14 protein-coding genes are annotated in these 17,100 nt (G+C 58.0%); 8 read left to right on the top strand and 6 right to left on the bottom strand.

Features of this window, described 5'->3' with window-relative positions; translation table 11 throughout:
- Positions 1-19: 19 nt before the first annotated feature.
- The 4 genes from RBB49_RS21835 (at position 20) to tenA (ending at position 2,837) form a co-directional block, all read left to right on the top strand.
- Complete coding sequence (locus tag RBB49_RS21835) at positions 20-1,276, top strand: cysteine desulfurase (RefSeq protein WP_306145017.1); 1,257 nt, start codon at positions 20-22, stop codon at positions 1,274-1,276.
- 13 nt (positions 1,277-1,289) lie between these two features.
- Entirely contained in the window at positions 1,290-1,685 is a 396-nt protein-coding gene (locus tag RBB49_RS21830; protein ID WP_306145016.1) for an SUF system Fe-S cluster assembly protein, read from the top strand.
- 73 nt (positions 1,686-1,758) lie between these two features.
- The gene (sufA, locus tag RBB49_RS21825; protein WP_306145015.1) at positions 1,759-2,139 is read left to right on the top strand and encodes a Fe-S cluster assembly scaffold SufA; all 381 of its coding nucleotides are present in this window, start codon (positions 1,759-1,761) and stop codon (positions 2,137-2,139) included.
- Between the two features lie 35 nt (positions 2,140-2,174).
- A complete protein-coding gene (tenA, locus tag RBB49_RS21820) occupies positions 2,175-2,837 on the top strand; it encodes a thiaminase II (protein ID WP_306145014.1) in 663 nt (220 codons plus the stop codon).
- Positions 2,838-2,904: 67 nt separating this feature from the next.
- Here tenA and RBB49_RS21815 read toward each other — a convergent pair whose 3' ends face one another.
- The 3 genes from RBB49_RS21815 to parE all read right to left on the bottom strand — a co-directional run bounded on the left by RBB49_RS21815 (position 2,905) and on the right by parE (position 7,935).
- Positions 2,905-3,966: a GGDEF domain-containing protein gene (locus RBB49_RS21815; protein WP_306145013.1), complete on the bottom strand. Its 1,062-nt coding sequence runs from the start codon at positions 3,964-3,966 to the stop codon at positions 2,905-2,907.
- A 122-nt stretch (positions 3,967-4,088) separates the two neighbouring features.
- Positions 4,089-5,531 (bottom strand): DEAD/DEAH box helicase, encoded by a 1,443-nt coding sequence (locus RBB49_RS21810; RefSeq protein WP_306145012.1) that lies wholly within the window; start codon positions 5,529-5,531, stop codon positions 4,089-4,091.
- A gap of 358 nt (positions 5,532-5,889) precedes the next feature.
- Positions 5,890-7,935 carry a DNA topoisomerase IV subunit B gene (gene parE / locus RBB49_RS21805; RefSeq protein WP_306145011.1) on the bottom strand — a complete coding sequence of 682 codons (2,046 nt, stop codon included), beginning with the start codon at positions 7,933-7,935 and terminating at the stop codon, positions 5,890-5,892.
- A gap of 606 nt (positions 7,936-8,541) precedes the next feature.
- Here parE and RBB49_RS21800 point away from each other — a divergent pair.
- A complete protein-coding gene (locus RBB49_RS21800) occupies positions 8,542-9,378 on the top strand; it encodes a tetratricopeptide repeat protein (RefSeq protein WP_306145010.1) in 837 nt (278 codons plus the stop codon).
- Between the two features lie 60 nt (positions 9,379-9,438).
- Here RBB49_RS21800 and RBB49_RS21795 read toward each other — a convergent pair whose 3' ends face one another.
- From RBB49_RS21795 to erpA, 3 genes are all read right to left on the bottom strand, one after another.
- On the bottom strand, positions 9,439-9,771 hold the full coding sequence (locus RBB49_RS21795) for a hypothetical protein (RefSeq protein WP_306145009.1): 333 nt from the start codon (positions 9,769-9,771) through the stop codon (positions 9,439-9,441).
- A 208-nt stretch (positions 9,772-9,979) separates the two neighbouring features.
- A complete protein-coding gene (gene xth, locus RBB49_RS21790; RefSeq protein ID WP_306145008.1) occupies positions 9,980-10,762 on the bottom strand; it encodes an exodeoxyribonuclease III in 783 nt (260 codons plus the stop codon).
- Between the two features lie 66 nt (positions 10,763-10,828).
- Positions 10,829-11,170: an iron-sulfur cluster insertion protein ErpA gene (gene erpA, locus RBB49_RS21785; protein ID WP_306145007.1), complete on the bottom strand. Its 342-nt coding sequence runs from the start codon at positions 11,168-11,170 to the stop codon at positions 10,829-10,831.
- Between the two features lie 145 nt (positions 11,171-11,315).
- Between erpA and RBB49_RS21780 the strand changes: the two genes are divergently transcribed.
- The 3 genes from RBB49_RS21780 (at position 11,316) to RBB49_RS21770 (ending at position 17,083) form a co-directional block, all read left to right on the top strand.
- Positions 11,316-12,533 (top strand): deoxyguanosinetriphosphate triphosphohydrolase, encoded by a 1,218-nt coding sequence (locus tag RBB49_RS21780; protein ID WP_306145006.1) that lies wholly within the window; start codon positions 11,316-11,318, stop codon positions 12,531-12,533.
- A 98-nt stretch (positions 12,534-12,631) separates the two neighbouring features.
- The gene (argS, locus tag RBB49_RS21775; protein WP_306145005.1) at positions 12,632-14,401 is read left to right on the top strand and encodes an arginine--tRNA ligase; all 1,770 of its coding nucleotides are present in this window, start codon (positions 12,632-12,634) and stop codon (positions 14,399-14,401) included.
- 207 nt (positions 14,402-14,608) lie between these two features.
- Positions 14,609-17,083, top strand: a complete 2,475-nt coding sequence (locus RBB49_RS21770; protein ID WP_306145004.1) for an SPOR domain-containing protein — start codon at positions 14,609-14,611, stop codon at positions 17,081-17,083.
- Positions 17,084-17,100 lie beyond the last annotated feature (17 nt).

Here is a 17,100-nt window from a genome sequence, read left to right as displayed (position 1 = left end):
AGATAAGGATCAGCGCCGCATGACCGTCGCGACTGCAGAAAAAGAGCCCGTGACAACGGGATATGACGTGGAAGCCATCCGCCGGGATTTCCCGATCCTGTCGCGCGAAGTCTATGGCAAGCCTCTGGTCTACCTTGACAACGGCGCGTCGGCGCAAAAACCGAACGCCGTGATCGATGCCGTCTCCAAGGCCTATTCGGAAGAATATGCCAACGTGCATCGCGGGCTGCATTTCCTGTCCAACACGGCAACGGACAACTATGAGGCGGCGCGCGAGAAGGTGCGCCGGTTCCTGAACGCCAAATCCGTCGACGAAGTCGTCTTCACCAAGTCGACCACGGAAGCCATCAACCTGGTTTCCTATGGCCTCGGCCCGGACTTCTTCGGTGAAGGTGACGAGATCGTGCTGTCGATCATGGAGCACCATTCCAATATCGTGCCGTGGCACTTCCACCGCGAACGGCATGGGTCGGTTCTGAAATGGGTGTATGTGCGCGAGGACGGTACCTTCGATCTCGATGCGTTCGTGGACACCTTGAGTGACCGGACGAAACTTGTCGCCATCACGCACATGTCCAATGTGCTCGGCACCGTGGTGCCGATCAAGGAGATCTGCGAAATCGCGCACGAACGGGGTATCCAGGTTCTGGTCGACGGCAGCCAGGCTGCCGTGCACATGCCGGTGGATGTCCAGGATCTCGGCTGTGATTACTACGTCTTCACAGGCCACAAGGTCTATGGCCCCTCGGGGATCGGCGTTCTGTGGGGCAAGCCCGAGCGGCTGAACGCCTTGCGTCCGTTCAACGGCGGCGGCGAAATGATCCTCGATGTCACCGAGGACGTCATTACCTACAACGAGCCGCCGCACCGGTTCGAGGCCGGAACACCGCCGATCGTGCAGGCGATCGGACTGGGCGCGGCGCTTGACTACATGGACATGATCGGGCGTGAGAACATTGCGCGCCATGAGGCGGACCTGAAGGACTATGCGCACGAAAAGCTGCGCGAGATCAATTCGCTGAGGATCTTCGGCAATGCGCCCGGAAAGGGCGCCATTGTGTCATTCGAGGTGCAGGGTGCGCATGCGCATGACGTTGCGACAATCATCGACCGCGCCGGCGTGGCGGTGAGGGCGGGCACGCACTGTGCACAGCCGCTCTTGGCAAGATATGGTGTAACCTCTACATGTCGTGCAAGCTTCGGCCTCTACAACACGCGTCAGGAAGTGGACGCGCTCTACGAGGCGTTGTTGAAAGCACAGAGCTTTTTCGGGTAAGGACGGACCCAACATGGAAAATGCAACCACGATAGATACGGCAGCGGACGGCGCTGAGCTGCAGGCAGAGGTATCGGCGAAGACGACGATCCCGGCAGAAGAACTGGACCGGTTGACGACAGACATCGTCGGGGCCCTGAAATCTGTCTATGACCCTGAAATTCCGTGCGATATCTATGAACTCGGTCTGATCTACAAGGTCGATATCGAAGACGACCGCTCGATCAACATCGACATGACGCTGACCGCACCGGGATGTCCGGTCGCCGGCGAAATGCCGGGTTGGGTCGAAAACGCCGTCTCGGCTGTCGCTGGCGTTGGTCCGGTTAATGTCGATATGGTGTTCGATCCGCCATGGACGCCTGATCGCATGTCGGACGAGGCAAAGGTCGCGCTCAACTGGTATTGAGTCTGAAACCTTTTTTCCGATAATCTGAATGCCTATATCAGGTTTCGAACCTTAGAAGCAGATAGAGGACCGAATGGCTTCCGCCGGAAAATTTCAGGTCATGACAATGACCGACACCGCCGCCGAACGCGTCAGGGAACTTGTCGAGAACGCTGACAAGGATGCCATCGGACTGCGTGTCGGGATCAAGAAGGGCGGCTGCGCCGGCATGGAATACACCATGGATCTCGTGGAAGATGCCAAGCCGGGGGATGACGTGATCGAGGACAAGGGCGCAAAACTCTTCATCGATCCTTCCGCCGTTCTTTTCCTGCTTGGAACAGAGATGGACTTCGAGGTCACCAAATTCCGCTCCGGTTTCATCTTCAAGAATCCGAATGAAGTGTCCGCGTGCGGCTGCGGTGAATCCGTATCGCTGCAGGCCGCAGACGCCGGTGCGTTGCCCCTCAACTGATCCATTGCCCGGATCGATCTGCGACGAGAGTTCCCATGACACTGTTTGAAAGGCTCAAGACGCACGCAGCGTCGCAATGGGCCGATTACACACGCCACGCCTTTGTCGACCAGCTTGGCAAGGGTGACCTGCCGATCGAGTGTTTCAAGCACTACCTTGTTCAGGACTACCTGTTTCTCATCCAGTTTGCCCGGGCCTATGCACTTGGCGTCTACAAAAGCCCGACGCTAGCCGACATGCGTCATTCGCTTGAAGGCGTGAAGGCCATCCTGGATGTCGAACTTGAGCTGCACATAGAAATTTGCGGTCGCTGGGGCATGGAGCGGCAGGAAATCGAGAATGCGCCCGAAGACACGCCGACCATGGCCTACACGCGCTTTGTTCTCGACGCCGGCATGTCGGGAGATCTTCTTGATCTGCAGGCCGCGCTCGCGCCGTGCATTCTGGGCTACGCGGAAATCGGTAAGCGGTTGCAGCAGGACGGCAGCGACAATCCGGATAATCCCTATCAGCGCTGGATCCAGGAATATGCCGGTGAAGGCTATCAGGATCTGGCAAAGGGGTTCGAGGCCTGGTTTGAAGCGACCTCGGATCTCGTTCTGACCGACCACAGATATCCGCGCGTCCTGTCACTCTTTGAAAAAGCGTGCCGGCTGGAAAGTGATTTTTGGCAGATGGGCCTCGACGCGAAAGCGTAGTCGGTCAGGCGGACTTTGGAGGGTCTGTTCGCGTGATCGCGAGCAAGGTCATCGTGTGCAAGGCGTGTCAGGCGACGTTTTCAGCGGCCTTGGCTGACGGCAGATCCAGTTCGGTCTTAACAAGGTTCCGACCTGCATTCTTGGCTGCATAGAGAGCCTCGTCCGCACGTGAGACGATTGAATGTGCCGTGTCGATCTGGTCGAAGATCGCAATACCGACTGAAATCGTCACGCGGCCGAGATTCTCGCCGGTTGACCGCTTCACCAGTTCCTTGGACATAACCGCCGTGCGAATCCGTTCGCCGATTTCACCCGCTTCTTCAAGGTTGGACTGAGGCAGGATGATGGAAAACTCTTCACCGCCGTAGCGGCATGCAATGTCCTGGGTCTTGATGTTCTGTTTGACAGCCAGTGCAACGAGGCGCAGCACCTGGTCGCCCGTCTGGTGACCGTAGGTGTCATTAAACTTCTTGAAGTGGTCGATATCCGTCATCAGCAGCGCGAAGCTGCGTTTGCTGTCCTTGGACTGGTCGACAATCTTTTCCAGGGAAACTTCAAAATGTTTCCGGTTGTTGAGCGTCGTGAGTTCGTCGGTCAGAGATTCATAGCGAATCGCTTCAAGGGACGACTGCAGATTTTCGATGTGTTTTTTCGATTCCAGCAACTGGCTCTCGAGCTTGCGATTCGAGGCCACCGCGTTCTGGGTCGATTTCACCAGATGCGTAACATAGAGCTGAAGCTTCTGCGGATCATCCAGGCGCTTTATCTTTTCGCCGGCCTGCTCAAGCGAGCTGCCATAATCGGACGTCGCATCCGCGCTCAGCTTGAGCGACTCAATCAGTTCTTCAACTTCTCTGGAAACCTTCGTGCCGACTTCGTCGAGCCGGTCACCCAGGCGGGTAGGGGACAGGAAACGGCCGTAAAGGTTCAGCATTTCGTCGGTGCTGACCCTGCCTTTTTCCTTGATTGTCTCGTTGACGGCCCTGTTGAGCCCTTGATTGTAACCGGCAGCATACGTGTACCAAAGCTCATAGGAGCGCGGGTACGCGGGCAGCGTGTTTTTTCTTATATATCCGACAGCGGACTCACCATACTTGATGGTCCGGCTATGGTCGTCTTCTTCAGACATAGAACTTCTCTCACCTTCACCCTGCGAATCCGCCCCACACGGTCACAAGATATAGATCCCAAGTTCTGATGGAAGATTTAAGGAGCGGTTAAGCTTAAGGGAAAACCCTGTAAAAAGTGACGTTACGAAGCTTTTTTCGGACGCGGTTCGCGCAGCAGGAATGCAGGTATGTGAACACCCGGGCTGAAAGCAGGCTCGAGTTTATCGTTTCTGGACTTTTTGCTCGCGGGTTTCTGCGGAAGTTCGGAAACTGATACCGGGCTCATTGCGTCTTTCTGCTCCTGTCTGCCGTCCGTGTCGGTGTCACGTTGTTTTGATTGGGAACGGCGTCTGCCAGACGGTTTTGCCTGGGGAGCGTCGTTGTCATTGCTGGATTCGCTCTTCGAGGCTTTGCCTGATTTGCGGCGCGCCTTGCGTTCCTTGGCCGCGGCCTCGAAGTCAATCGGCTCGCCGAGCCAGTCGATTGTCTTGTTGATGAGCGTTTCGATCGCGTCGAGATACTTCTTGTCCTCACCGGTCACGAGCGTGTAGGCGGTTCCGGAGCGGCCCGCGCGTCCCGTGCGGCCGATGCGGTGCACGTAGTCTTCCGCGTTGATCGGGACATCGTAGTTGAACACGTGGCTGACTTCTGGAATGTCGAGCCCGCGGGCGGCGACATCGCTGGCAACGAGAAGCTTGATGCTCCCTTTGCGGAAGTTGTCCAGCATCATCATGCGCGTGCGCTGGTCCATGTCTCCGTGCAGTGTGCCGACATTGTATTCATGCCGCTCGAGCGAGCGGAAGAGGGTTGAGACATCCCGTTTGCGGTTGCAGAACACGATCGCGTTCTTCAGTTCTTCAGCACCGTCCAGGAGTTCGCGCAATGCAGCGCGCTTTTCATAGTCCTTGGACGGAGACGCTCTCAGCTGCTGGCTGACATTGTCCGCAGTGGAAGACGTCGGTGCGACCTCGATACGCGCCGGGTTTTGCAGGAACGTATCCGTAAGACGCTGAATCTCCGGCGGCATGGTTGCCGAAAAGAACAGCGTCTGGCGCGTGAACGGGATCAGTTTGCAGATGCGTTCGATATCCGGGATAAAGCCCATATCCAGCATGCGGTCGGCTTCGTCGATAACCAGGATTTCAACGCCTTGAAGCAGCAGTTTTCCGCGTTCGAAATGGTCCAGAAGCCGTCCGGGCGTTGCGATCAGCACGTCGGTGCCTCGATCAAGCTTCCGGTCCTGTTCGGCAAAGGACACGCCACCGATCAGAAGGGCCACATTGAGTTTGTGGTTGGTGCCGTATTTCTCGAAATTCTCTTCAACCTGGGCAGCGAGTTCGCGCGTGGGTTCCAGAATGAGCGTACGCGGCATCCTTGCCCTGGCGCGTCCCTTTTCCAGGAGCGTCAGCATGGGCAGGGTAAAGCTGGCAGTCTTGCCGGTCCCGGTCTGGGCAATGCCGAGAATGTCCCGCCGTTCAAGCACCTGCGGGATCGCGCCGGCCTGAATGGCTGTGGGTTCCTTATAACCCGCTGCGTCAACTGCAGAGAGCACCTTCTCGCTAAGACCGAGAGTATCAAATGACATGGAGCGTTTCGCCCAAATGTTGTGATTGTTAGACGACAGAACGACGGAAACCTCCGGCGCTATCGTGGGCACACACTACATTCATGCGCCCGGGTGTCAATGCGCCATAGAGGTAAATTTCCAACAAAATCGAGTATTTCCGAGCAATAATGTCCAACTCAGTTAATAGTGCGGAGCTATGCACTTGTTTTTCTGCTTCCCGGTGCCTTCATCTGCCGCAATAATTTGCAAAATGAGCACCTGTTTTTGCAACAAAAATTCCAGACTGCCTGAACGTTGTGCATCTGATTATCTGTAAAAGTGCTTCTGCGCGCAGAGGTACGTCGAGCCGATCTGGAGCAAGCGATGCCGGTTTCGCTTAAATATCAAGATCATCCGCAAATTCGGCATTCTCTTGAATGAACCTGAACCGGGCCTCGGGCTTGTTGCCCATAAGTCTTTCAACCGTGTCGTTGGTCGTCCCGATATCCATCTCGTCGACCGCGACTTTCAGCATCGACCGTTTGGCCGGATCCATCGTCGTTTCCTTGAGCTGCGCCGGCAGCATCTCGCCCAAGCCCTTGAATCGGCCGATTTCCACCTTGGACTTTCCTTTGAAAGCCGTCTCGAGAAGCTCATCCTTGTGCGCGTCGTCACGCGCATAGAGTGTTTTGCCGCCCTGACTGAGACGGTAAAGGGGCGGGACGGCTAGGAACAGGTGGCCGCTGCGGATCAGTTCCGGCATTTCCCGGTAGAAGAAGGTGATCAGAAGGGACGCAATGTGCGCGCCGTCTACATCCGCGTCCGTCATGATCACGATCTTCTCGTAGCGAAGGTCGGAATCCCGGTACTGTGACCTTGTTCCGCACCCCAGCGCCTGAATGAGATCAGCCAACTGCTGGTTCGCAACAAGCTTGTCGCGTCCGGCGTTGGCGACGTTCAGGATCTTGCCGCGCAAGGGCAGCACAGCCTGGTTTGAACGGTTGCGCGCCTGTTTGGCGGAGCCCCCGGCCGAGTCGCCCTCAACGATGAAGAGCTCGGTCCCATCTGCCTGATTGGCCGAACAGTCGGCAAGTTTGCCGGGCAAGCGGAGTTTCCTGACAGCCGACTTGCGCGCGACGTCCTTTTCCTGGCGGCGTCTCAGGCGTTCGTCCGCTCGGTCGATCACCCATTCCAGCAGCTTGTTTGCCTGGTTCGGGGAAGCCGTGAGCCAGTGGTCGAAGGCATCGCGGACCGCAGCTTCGGTTACGCGGGTGGCCTCGTTGGTGGCAAGTTTGTCCTTGGTCTGCCCGACGAACTCCGGCTCGCGTATGAACACGGACAGCATCCCGCCGGCTGAAGTCATCACGTCGTCGCCGGTGATGATGCTGGCTTTCTTGTTGTTCGTGAGTTCGCCATAGGCCTTGAGGCCGCGCAGCAGCGCGTAGCGGAACCCGGCTTCGTGGGTGCCGCCTTCCGGGGTGGGAACGGTGTTGCAGTAGGAATTGACGAAACCATCCCCCGCAAACCAGTTCACGGCCCACTCGACAGACCCGTGTTTTCCCGTTTTGTCGGTCCGGCCTGCGAAAATCTCGTCGACGACGCGGCGTTCACTGGTAAGGCGTTCCGCCAGAAAATCCTTCAGGCCGCCCGGGAAGTGAAAGACCGCTTCCGCTGGTGTCGCCTCTTTTGCGTCAATGAGATCAGGATCGCAGTGCCACCTGATTTCAACGCCGCCGAAAAGATAGGCCTTCGAACGCGCCATCTTGAGCAGGCGCGCGGGTTTGAAACGCGCATTCCTGCCGAAAATCTCCTCATCCGGTTTGAAGCGCACGAGCGTTCCGCGCCGGTTCTGCGTGTCGCCGACCATTTCAAGGCCCCCCTGGGGGTGTCCCCTTCGAAAGGTCTGGCGATAGAGTTTCCTGCTGCGGGCGACTTCCACGACCAGTTCTTCGGAAAGCGCATTCACCACGGATACACCGACGCCGTGCAGTCCGCCTGAGGTCTCATAGACCTTGCTGTCGAACTTTCCGCCCGCGTGGAGTGTCGTCATGATCACTTCCAGGGCGGACTTGTCCTTGAATTTCGGATGGGGATCCACGGGAATGCCACGCCCGTTGTCGACGATCGTCAGATAGCCGTCGGCCCCCAGCGACACATCGATCCAGGTCGCATGCCCCGCAACCGCTTCGTCCATGGAATTGTCGATCACCTCGGCGAACAGGTGATGCAGCGCTTTCTCGTCGGTTCCGCCGATATACATTCCCGGTCGGCGGCGAACAGGCTCCAGGCCTTCAAGAACCTCGATATCTGCAGCCGAGTAGTCTTCGGGAATCGGGACGGCTGCAATCGGGCGCTTCTTCGCTGGCGCGGTTTGGGGCGTGCTTTCACCCATTGTCGTCGCTCGCGCCGCGTTGCCGGCAAACAAATCGTCTTTTGCGCTCATTCCGTCTCGCCTGAAGGGTCTGCTTCCGAATGGTGTCGGGCCTGTGTCATCTCCTACACCGAATCAGTGCCAAGTTTGAAGGACAAATGCAGAACGGCAAAGCATTTTGCCGCAATCTCCCTGTTTTCAACAGACGCGGTTGAATCGGATGAATGGAAACCGATCATCAATGCACTTGTGTTTATGTGGGAAGGAAGGGGCAGGGGGCAATCGCGTAATTGTGCCAATTCGGCAACACTCCCTGACAGAGTGAGGTTTGAGGGCCTTGAAAATCGAAGTTGCCCACGTTCAGCCATGTTTGGGCAGCAACCGTTACGCTAACGTTCGGTTGTCCGGAAAATGATGCATGCATTGTTCTTTGAGCAATCACCTACGGAAGAAACCCGCAAATCGTCTTAATTGAGCCAACAATGGCCAAACTTAAGCCGGATTGCTTGGCCACTTTGGGCACCTTAAAAAACAAAACCGTCCGCGTATGAGGGCGGAACAAAGAGACAGGAAATGCGCGAGGCGCGAACAACATTAAAAGCCGTCGAGGACGAACGGCCTGACGCTGGACTTCGGCTTGGCGGTAATCGCGAGTCCGGCCGGCATGGCTGGTTGCCAATGTTCAAGAGCATCGGAAAACGCGGTTTGATATGCTCCGTTCTGTCCCTTGGGCTGTGCGGCGCAGCTGCCGCATTCGACGGTCAATCCAACTCCGACGTCACAATTGGCGGCGAAACGCTTTCGCCGACCGAAGCCCTGCGTGCCGGTGCCAGGCAATACTATTCCGGTGACAAGGCAGGAGCGCTCAGCTCGCTGCAATATGCCGCCGAGAACGGACAGCCGATGGCCGCCTGGAAACTCGGCGAGATGTACGCCAAGGGTGACGGTGTCCAGGAAGATGATCTGAAGGCGTTCCAGTACTACAGCCAGATCGTGCGCGAGCATGGCGACGACAGCCCGAGCGCGCCCGACGCTCCGTTTGTGTCGAGCGCCTTTGTTGCTCTCGGTTCGTATTACCTGAACGGTATCGAGGGCGAAGTTCCCAAGAGCGAACTGCGCGCAAGGCAGATCTTCACGCACGCGGCGTCCTATTTCGGCGATGCCGATGCCCAGTACCAGTTGGGTCTCATGTACCAGGACAACAATCATCGCATGGCAGTGCGCTGGTACAACCTGGCCGCCCTGAAAGGCCATGTCGGGGCTCAGGCAAGATTGGGTGAAACGCTCTACACAATCGGCACGTCCGAAAAGAAGAAAGCACGTGGTCTCATGTGGCTCACGGTTGCAAGGGAGCAGGCTGACGGGGCGGACGCTGTCTGGATCAATGCGATGCACGAACAGTATTTCGCTGTTTCCCCGGAGCCTGTCCGGGAAAAGGCGCGCTCGCTTGCCGATGGCTGGATACAGCAAAACCGCCCGGACATGCTCACGGCTCAGCAACTCAAGACGCAGTAACGCAGAACCCTGTAACGCGTGGTGCTCGAATGAGAGACGCGGCGGGAATGTGCCGGCGTGTCAGCCGAGTTCCTCTTCCGCGTCACCCGTCAGGATCGGAAACGTGCCGTCCGCCGGACCCAGTGCGTTGCTTTGCGGAGCCTTGCCGTTTTCAGGTTTAAGCTGCGAAAGCGGGCATGGGGCGTTTGAGAACTTCCAGGACGTGTTGTTCAGCACCATGGAGCAAGTGGCCATCTTCATGCCGTCGGGGCTCTTCAGACAGATCGATTCGCCGACACCATAGTCGGAACCCTTGTATCTGCACGTGCAACTGATGTTTTGCGCGAGCGCGGCGGTGCTGAGAAAGACAAGGCCGACACCGGTCGTCAGCGCCGCCAGTCTTGCGGCTTTCACGTATGGAAATACGTTTACCGGGAAAGTTCCCGGTCCGGCGCGGTGCCCGCTTTTTGCCGCTGCAGGCGAGGAGAGGCGTCGTGTTATCCCATTACGGAAAGAGTACCATGCAGAAGGATTACTGCAAGTACTCGACGCTATTTGTAATATTTCGAAGTTTTGCGCGGTTTATACGCCGATGCCACAAGTGTTACATCGGGATACGGCGTTACGCAGCCAGTTGAACCCAAACGGGCACGTGATCCGACGGCTTTTCCCATCCGCGAACATGCTTGTCGATACCGCATCCGGACATCAGATCGGTTGCCTGCGGCGACAACAGGATGTGGTCGATCCGAATCCCGTTGTTCTTTTGCCACGCGCCTGCCTGATAGTCCCAGAACGTGTAGGTTTCCGGAGCTTCGGTGCAGGCGCGCACCGCTTCCGTCATTCCAAGGTTGTTCAGTGCCCTGAACCGCTGGCGGCTTTCAGGCTGATACAAGGCATCGTCGAGCCAGTTCTGCGGATTTTTCGCATCAACAGGGTCGGGTATCACGTTGAAGTCGCCAAGCAGGATATAGGCGTTTTCTTCCTGCAGGCGTTTTTCGGCGTGGACAATCAGTCGATCCATCCAGCCGATCTTGTAGGGAAACTTCTCGGTTCCCAGCGGGTTTCCGTTGGGAAGGTAGAGGCAGCCAAACCGGATCGCGCCGCGGTCCGTTGAAACCGAGGCCTCGATGAACCGGGCCTGTTCGTCGCTATCGTCCCCAGGAAGCCGCCGCATGACATCCTCAAGCGGCTGTTTGGACAGCAGCGCCACACCGTTGAAACCCTTCTGGCCGTGGGTTTCCACATTGTAGCCGAGATCCTCGAAAGGCTGGCGCGGAAAGTTTTCGTCAACCGATTTGATTTCCTGAAGACAGGCAACATCCGGAGACGTTTCCTTCAGCCACTCAAGGACCGTGTCGATGCGCGCCTTGACGCCATTGATGTTCCAGGTGGCAATCCGCATCGGCTGCTGTTTCCCGTGTTGAAGTATCAGCCGCAGAAATCGGCTTGGATCGCAAGAGCGCCCGGATCAGATCGTGAAGCTGGTGCCGCAGCCGCATCCGGCTGTCGCGTGCGGATTGTTGATCTGGAAAGACTGCCCGATGATGTCGTCGACAAAATCGATTTCAGACCCGCCCATGTACTGTAGCGACACGGAGTCGACCAGAACGGTCGCCCCGGGCTTTTCGATCACCAGATCGTCCTCTTCCGAACGGTCGACGACGTCGTACTTGTATTGCAGGCCGGAGCAGCCGCCACCCTCGACACTTACCCGGAGCATGCTTCCCTCAGGCTCACCGGACAAAATTTTCGCGATACGCTTGGCAGCGCGATCACTCACTGTTACTCGATTTTCAAGTGTCTCGGTCATCTTCTATCGACTCACTGTGCTCTTGCATGTGGCCAAGAGCAGGAAACCTGACTTGTTCAGATAAGTAAGTTTTGAATGCGCTCGCGTCAATCTGCTGTGCGCGATTAGACTGGGTGAAGCAGTTTTGAACCGTAACAGGTCGCAAATGGAAACAGATATCGGCTACGGCGCGCAGTCGCGCGCCATCTATGCGGAAGACCCGGCCCGGAGCAGGGGGCGCTTGTTCGCGGAGGCCGAGAGCCCGACCCGCACGCCATTTCAGCGGGATCGGGACAGGATCATTCATTCCTCCGCCTTTCGGCGGCTCAAGCACAAGACCCAGGTCTTTGTCTATCACGAGGGGGACCATTACCGGACGCGCCTGACACACACGATCGAAGTCGCGCAGATCGCGCGTTCGTTGGCGCGGGCGCTGCGTCTTGACGAGGATCTCGCTGAGTGTCTGGCGCTGGCACATGATCTCGGCCACACACCGTTCGGGCACGAGGGCGAAGACGTCATGCATGAATGCATGGCGCCATATGAAGGCTTCGACCACAATGCACAGTCCTTGCGTGTCGTAACGAGTCTTGAGCACAGATACGCCGACTTTGACGGACTGAACCTGGCCTGGGAGACGCTTGAGGGTCTCGTCAAACACAATGGTCCCCTGGTCGCGGAAGACGGTACGCCGCTCGGCAAGTTCAAGGGCGGCCAGCTTCCTTTCGCGATCCGGCAATATGCTGAAAAGCAGGACCTGCTGCTAAACACGTGGCCGGGCGGTGAAGCCCAGGCAGCCGCCATCGCGGACGACATCGCCTACGATGCGCACGACCTTGACGATGGTTTGCGGGCGGGCCTTTTTGACGTTGAAGACATGAAGGCGGTGCCTTTCCTTGCCGAAATCCTTGCGGAAGTCGACGCAAGATATCCGGGGCTCGAAGAAAGCCGCCGGATACACGAGATCGTCCGCCGCTCGATTACCAGAATGGTCGAGGACGTCATTCGTCATTCGCTGAAAAACCTGGCAGAACTTGCTCCCCGGAACGCTGCGGACATCAGGTCGGCGGGCAGGTGCCTCATTGGCTTTTCCGACGCAATGGCACCAGCGGAAAGGGAAGTGAAACGCTTCTTGTTCGCGCGCGTTTACCGGCACGATGACGTTCTGGCCGTGCGCAAGATCGTTGCGAGGATCGTGAGAGACCTGTTCGACAGGTTCCGGTCCGAGCCTGCCCTGATGCCAAATCCCTGGAACGAGGGGCTGGACGGTTTGAGCGAGCCCGAACTCGCACGCCGCATATGTGACTACATTGCCGGGATGACCGACCGGTATGCAATTGATGAGCATCGCAGATTGTTTGACGACACCCCGGAATTAGGGTAGGCGCTTGATCGACTTTACCACCCTGTTGCGCCGGAGGTGATCACCTTCGCTGTGCACGGGTGTTTTGTGCTTACCTGACCAAGCTCGATCGGTGCGAAATGAACATCTTTGCTGACTTCACACAACGCGTGAAAAATGCACTCCAAACCCTTGACTTGAAGGACGCAAATGGAGATGCGCCGGATCTTTCGCGCGTTGTGGTCGAAGCACCGAGAGACCCGGCGCATGGTGACCTGGCGACCAATGCGGCGATGGTTCTGGCAAAGCCCCTGGGGATGAAACCGCGCGACCTTGCCGAACAGCTCACCGGCAGACTGGATGAGGAGCCCGACGTCACCGAAACGACGATCGCGGGACCGGGCTTTATCAATATGCGTGTCGCTCCGGCCGTTTGGCACGGGGTGTTGAGCGGGGTTCTTGAGGCTGGCGACAGCTACGGCGCGATCGTGCAGACACCGGCCCCGAGGGTGAATGTCGAGTATGTGTCGGCGAACCCGACCGGACCCATGCATGTTGGCCACATCCGGGGCGCGGTTGTTGGTGATGCGTTGGCCAACCTGCTGCAGTTCGCCGGCAACGATGTGACCAAGGAATATTACATCAACGATGCCGGGTCGCAGATCGAAACGCTCGCACGCAGTGCTTTGTTGAGATACCGCGAAGCGCTCGGCGAGGACATTGGCGTGATCCCGCCGGGACTTTATCCTGGCGACTACCTGAAGCCGGTCGGCCAGCGGCTGAAAGACGAGTATGGCGATACGCTGCTGGAAAAGCCGGAGGCCGAATGGCTTCCGCTTGTCAAGGAAGTGGCGATTGCGTCGATGCTGGACCTGATCCGGGAGGATCTTGCAGCGCTTGGCGTCGAGCATGAAGTGTTCTTCTCGGAGAGAACCCTTCATGAAAAGGACGGCGCGAACGGCTCAAAGATTGACATCATGCTCGATGGATTACGTGCAAAGGGCCTGATTTACCAGGGAACGCTGCCGCCGCCAAAGGGGCAGGTGCCGGAAGACTGGGAAGACAGGGAGCAAACGCTCTTCCGTGCGAGCGACTTCGGCGACGACACCGACCGTGCGCTGAAAAAGTCAGACGGGTCCTACACCTATTTCGCTGCGGACGTTGCATATTTTCAGGACAAGTTCGAGCGTGGTTTCGACGAGACCATCTACATTCTTGGCGCGGACCACAGCGGCTACGCGAAACGCTTGCAGGCCGTCGGCAAGGCCGTATCTGACGGCAAGACCGATGTGGTTGTCAGGTTTTGTCAGCTCGTCAAGCTTATGCGGGACGGCGAGCCGGTCAAGATGTCGAAACGCTCCGGCGATTTCATCACTTTAAGGGAAGTTGTCGACGAAGTTGGACCTGACCCGGTGCGCTTCATGATGCTGTACCGCAAGAACGACGCGCCGCTTGACTTCGACTTCAAGAAAGTCACGGACGAGACGAAAGACAATCCGGTCTATTACGTCCAGTACTCGCATGCCCGGCTGAGATCCAACCTGAGGAAGGCGAAGGAAGAGTTTCCGGACATCGGGTTCGAGGACGCCGACCTTGAAAAGGCCGATTTGGCACTGCTGGATGATCAGGGCGAACTTGAACTGATGGCCAAGATTGCCGAGTGGCCCAAGATTGTGAATGTGGCGGCAAACACTCACGAACCGCATCGGATTGCGTTTTATCTTTATGAGCTGGCAACAACTTTGAGCAGGCATTACACCCGAGGCTATGATTCGCCGCATTTAAAGTTTATTCAGACTGGTAACCCGAAATTAACCCTGGCACGTCTTGCATTGGTTCGTGCAATATCTTTGGTACTTGGTGCGGGGTTGTCGATTCTGGGGGTAAATGCGCCCGAAGAAATGCGCTAACTTAGTACAACATCCTCACCGGCGAAGTAGAGGATGCCAAGGTGAACGGGACCGGTTTTCGTAAAGCTCATGGCCAATGATTACGAAAATGAAAAATCGGATTTGCACGGGTCGGCCGAAGCGGCTGACACGGATCGACCAGCTATGGATGATCCGCTTCTGGAATTGGCAAGAATCGTCCACAAAAACAATCAATTGGGTGCAAATGTGAGCAGCGGTCGCGTCGGCAGTACAGACTACTTTGCGGGGCTTGATGATTTTGCGGACGATACCGTCGACAAGCCGGTGTCACAGCCACAGCGCGTTGAGCCGTCTTTTCCCGACGCCGGCTTCAGAACGGAAAATGCGGATCGATCCGCGCTCGGTCCGGACAATCACCCGGCGCCCATTGTCGGTGAGATCCGCAACCAGTTTTTCGCCCGTAGTGGTGACGAATCGACGGCACCTGCGGCCGTTATTCCGCCTTTGGATGCATTACAGCGTGATGGCGAACGCGCGGAAAACGTTTCGCCCCTGTGGCCCAAACTCACTAATCCACAGGCGGATGCCGCCGCCACTGTGCCCGAAGCCGCATCGCGTCCGTCGGAAGCATACATCGAGCCGGCGCCTGAGCCCAAGGCGGACAAGACAGATGCACAGCGTGATTTCGCTGGCGGGACAGGTGGGCCAATCCCGCAACGCGCCGAACCGTTGGCGCCACGTGTCGCCATCGACCTCGAGCAAGGCCTTTCCGCTGAACTGGAAGACGAACTGATCGGTGCACTGCGGCAGTCGGTGGATGAGGAAGTCGGAAAATCGGGTCCGGCAGGCAATACCGCTGAAGAAGCCCCTTCAGCTGACGCCTTTGCGGATATCACGGAAGATGTCGCGCACTATGATGTGCGCAGTCCTGCCGATGCCGAGTCTCCTGTAAGCGAAAGTGAATTCCGCTGGATTGAGGATCGTGCACCGTCGCAACTGCCGGCGGAACCGGCGGTTCCTCAACGTGAACCGGATCTGACGCGGTATCCGCAGACGGCTGGGACACCCTTGGCCGGCGCGGGTGTTTCGGTGGCACCACCGGTCGCGCCCGTCAGCCCTGCAAGCGAGAGCCAGGAAAATTACCGTCGACCGGCAATCGACGAAAACGACTTCTTCGCTGCGCTGAACACGCAGAATACAGCAGACGCATCAGCGGGTGGCGCAACATCCATCCGTGACGAAAAGGACAGTCCGGCAGGCATCGATGCCTTGTTTGCCGACCTTGATTTCCCGGAGCGGGAAAAGCGCGCACCAATTGCCGTTGAACCGGAATTGCCGGAAGAAGACCCGGTCGTCTCGGCAGACGACATTGATGAGATGGCTTGGCCCGATGCGGCAAACGCCGTGCCGGACGTTGAAGAGCGTGAGGACGACACGCCGCCGCCGCCGGAAGGTTATGACCTTGATGCGGTCGCGCGCGCGATGCAGGAAAGCGATCCCAGTCTCAGCGGAGCAGGGGTGCTTCCACCGCATTCGGACAGCGAAATGGTGGCCGCGGAAAAGAGCACCGGCGGATCACGCCGAGGTCTTTATGTGGCTTTGGGTGTGGTTGCTGTGGCCGCGCTTGGCGGCGCGGGTTTCTTCCTTTACGACGGCAACTCCGTTCAGGTTCCGAGCGGTCCGCCGCCTGTGATCAGCGGTCTGCAAGAGCCGTTGAAGATATTCCCCGAGCAAAGCCAGTCCAACTCTGCCGGGCAATCATCGACCAAGATTGCGGATCGCCTCACAGGGGAAAGCGCACCTGAGCGGTTGAATATCCAGGAAACCCCGCAACCGGTCGAGTTGCCACCTGCGCCGGCAGCTTCAGACGGAAGTTCTGAATTGGCACCGGGAACGCCAAAACAGGTGCGGACGGTTATCGTCCGTCCCGACGGCACGATTGTGTCCGGGGACGATGCGCCTGTCATCAGCGCACCAACCACCGTGGAAACACCTGTGCTTCAGGCACCGGAAGTCGCGGCACCGCAGGCAAGCCAAGAAACACCTCAGATCGCTGCCGTGGAGACGGAAAATGCCGTCCCTGTTCAAACGCAGCCGATTGTGGTGGCCCCGCAGACGGAAACCACCACTGCCACGGAAACGGTGGCCGTACAGCCGCAAGCGGAAGAAACGCCGACGCCAGCGCCAGTTGAACCTGCGGCGCCGGCCGTTCCTGAAATTGTGACCCAGACGGAACAGGCTGTAGAGGCCGTGGTCGAGACCCCGGCACCGACCGCGCCGGTTCCGACCGTTACGCCCAGGAAGAAGCCGCAGCCGCCCGTACAAGTCGCTGCTGCGCCCGCTGCGCAGACGGCCCCGGCTGCACAGGCGGCACCTGCAGCGCCCCAGCAGCAGGATGGACCTTTGAACCTGTCCAATACTGCAAATGCGCCCGCTCCGTCGGCAACATCCTCCAGTGGCTCCATTCCGTCCGGCACGTACATCGTGCAGGTGACCTCGCAACGATCTGCAGCAGCGGCGAGCAACGCTTATGCCGGGCTGCAACGGCAGTATCCCGGTGTGTTGGGCAACAGGAACGCGGTCATTGTGTCCGCCGACCTGGGCGACCGGGGTGTGTTCTATCGCGCGAGGATCCCGACGGGGTCACGAAGCGAGGCCAATACGCTTTGCGAAAGCCTGAAGGGTGCCGGCGGAGACTGCTTCGTGCGCCGTCAGCCCTGATCAATCGCCCGGTATGG

Origin of the sequence: Roseibium sp. MMSF_3412, assembly GCF_030733265.1 — a bacterium.
GTDB lineage: Bacteria > Pseudomonadota > Alphaproteobacteria > Rhizobiales > Stappiaceae > Roseibium.
This window is presented reverse-complemented; position numbering and strand designations above follow the sequence as displayed.

What these genes read in the sequence shown, in the direction of transcription:
- RBB49_RS21835 (WP_306145017.1), top strand. Translation starts at nt 20, where the DNA reads ATGACCGTCGCGACTGCAGAAAAAGAGCCCGTGACAACGGGATATGAC.
- RBB49_RS21830 (WP_306145016.1), top strand. Translation starts at nt 1,290, where the DNA reads ATGGAAAATGCAACCACGATAGATACGGCAGCGGACGGCGCTGAGCTG.
- sufA (WP_306145015.1), top strand. Translation starts at nt 1,759, where the DNA reads ATGGCTTCCGCCGGAAAATTTCAGGTCATGACAATGACCGACACCGCC.
- tenA (WP_306145014.1), top strand. Translation starts at nt 2,175, where the DNA reads ATGACACTGTTTGAAAGGCTCAAGACGCACGCAGCGTCGCAATGGGCC.
- RBB49_RS21815 (WP_306145013.1), bottom strand. Translation starts at nt 3,966, where the DNA reads ATGTCTGAAGAAGACGACCATAGCCGGACCATCAAGTATGGTGAGTCC.
- RBB49_RS21810 (WP_306145012.1), bottom strand. Translation starts at nt 5,531, where the DNA reads ATGTCATTTGATACTCTCGGTCTTAGCGAGAAGGTGCTCTCTGCAGTT.
- parE (WP_306145011.1), bottom strand. Translation starts at nt 7,935, where the DNA reads ATGAGCGCAAAAGACGATTTGTTTGCCGGCAACGCGGCGCGAGCGACG.
- RBB49_RS21800 (WP_306145010.1), top strand. Translation starts at nt 8,542, where the DNA reads ATGTTCAAGAGCATCGGAAAACGCGGTTTGATATGCTCCGTTCTGTCC.
- xth (WP_306145008.1), bottom strand. Translation starts at nt 10,762, where the DNA reads ATGCGGATTGCCACCTGGAACATCAATGGCGTCAAGGCGCGCATCGAC.
- erpA (WP_306145007.1), bottom strand. Translation starts at nt 11,170, where the DNA reads ATGACCGAGACACTTGAAAATCGAGTAACAGTGAGTGATCGCGCTGCC.
- RBB49_RS21780 (WP_306145006.1), top strand. Translation starts at nt 11,316, where the DNA reads ATGGAAACAGATATCGGCTACGGCGCGCAGTCGCGCGCCATCTATGCG.
- argS (WP_306145005.1), top strand. Translation starts at nt 12,632, where the DNA reads ATGAACATCTTTGCTGACTTCACACAACGCGTGAAAAATGCACTCCAA.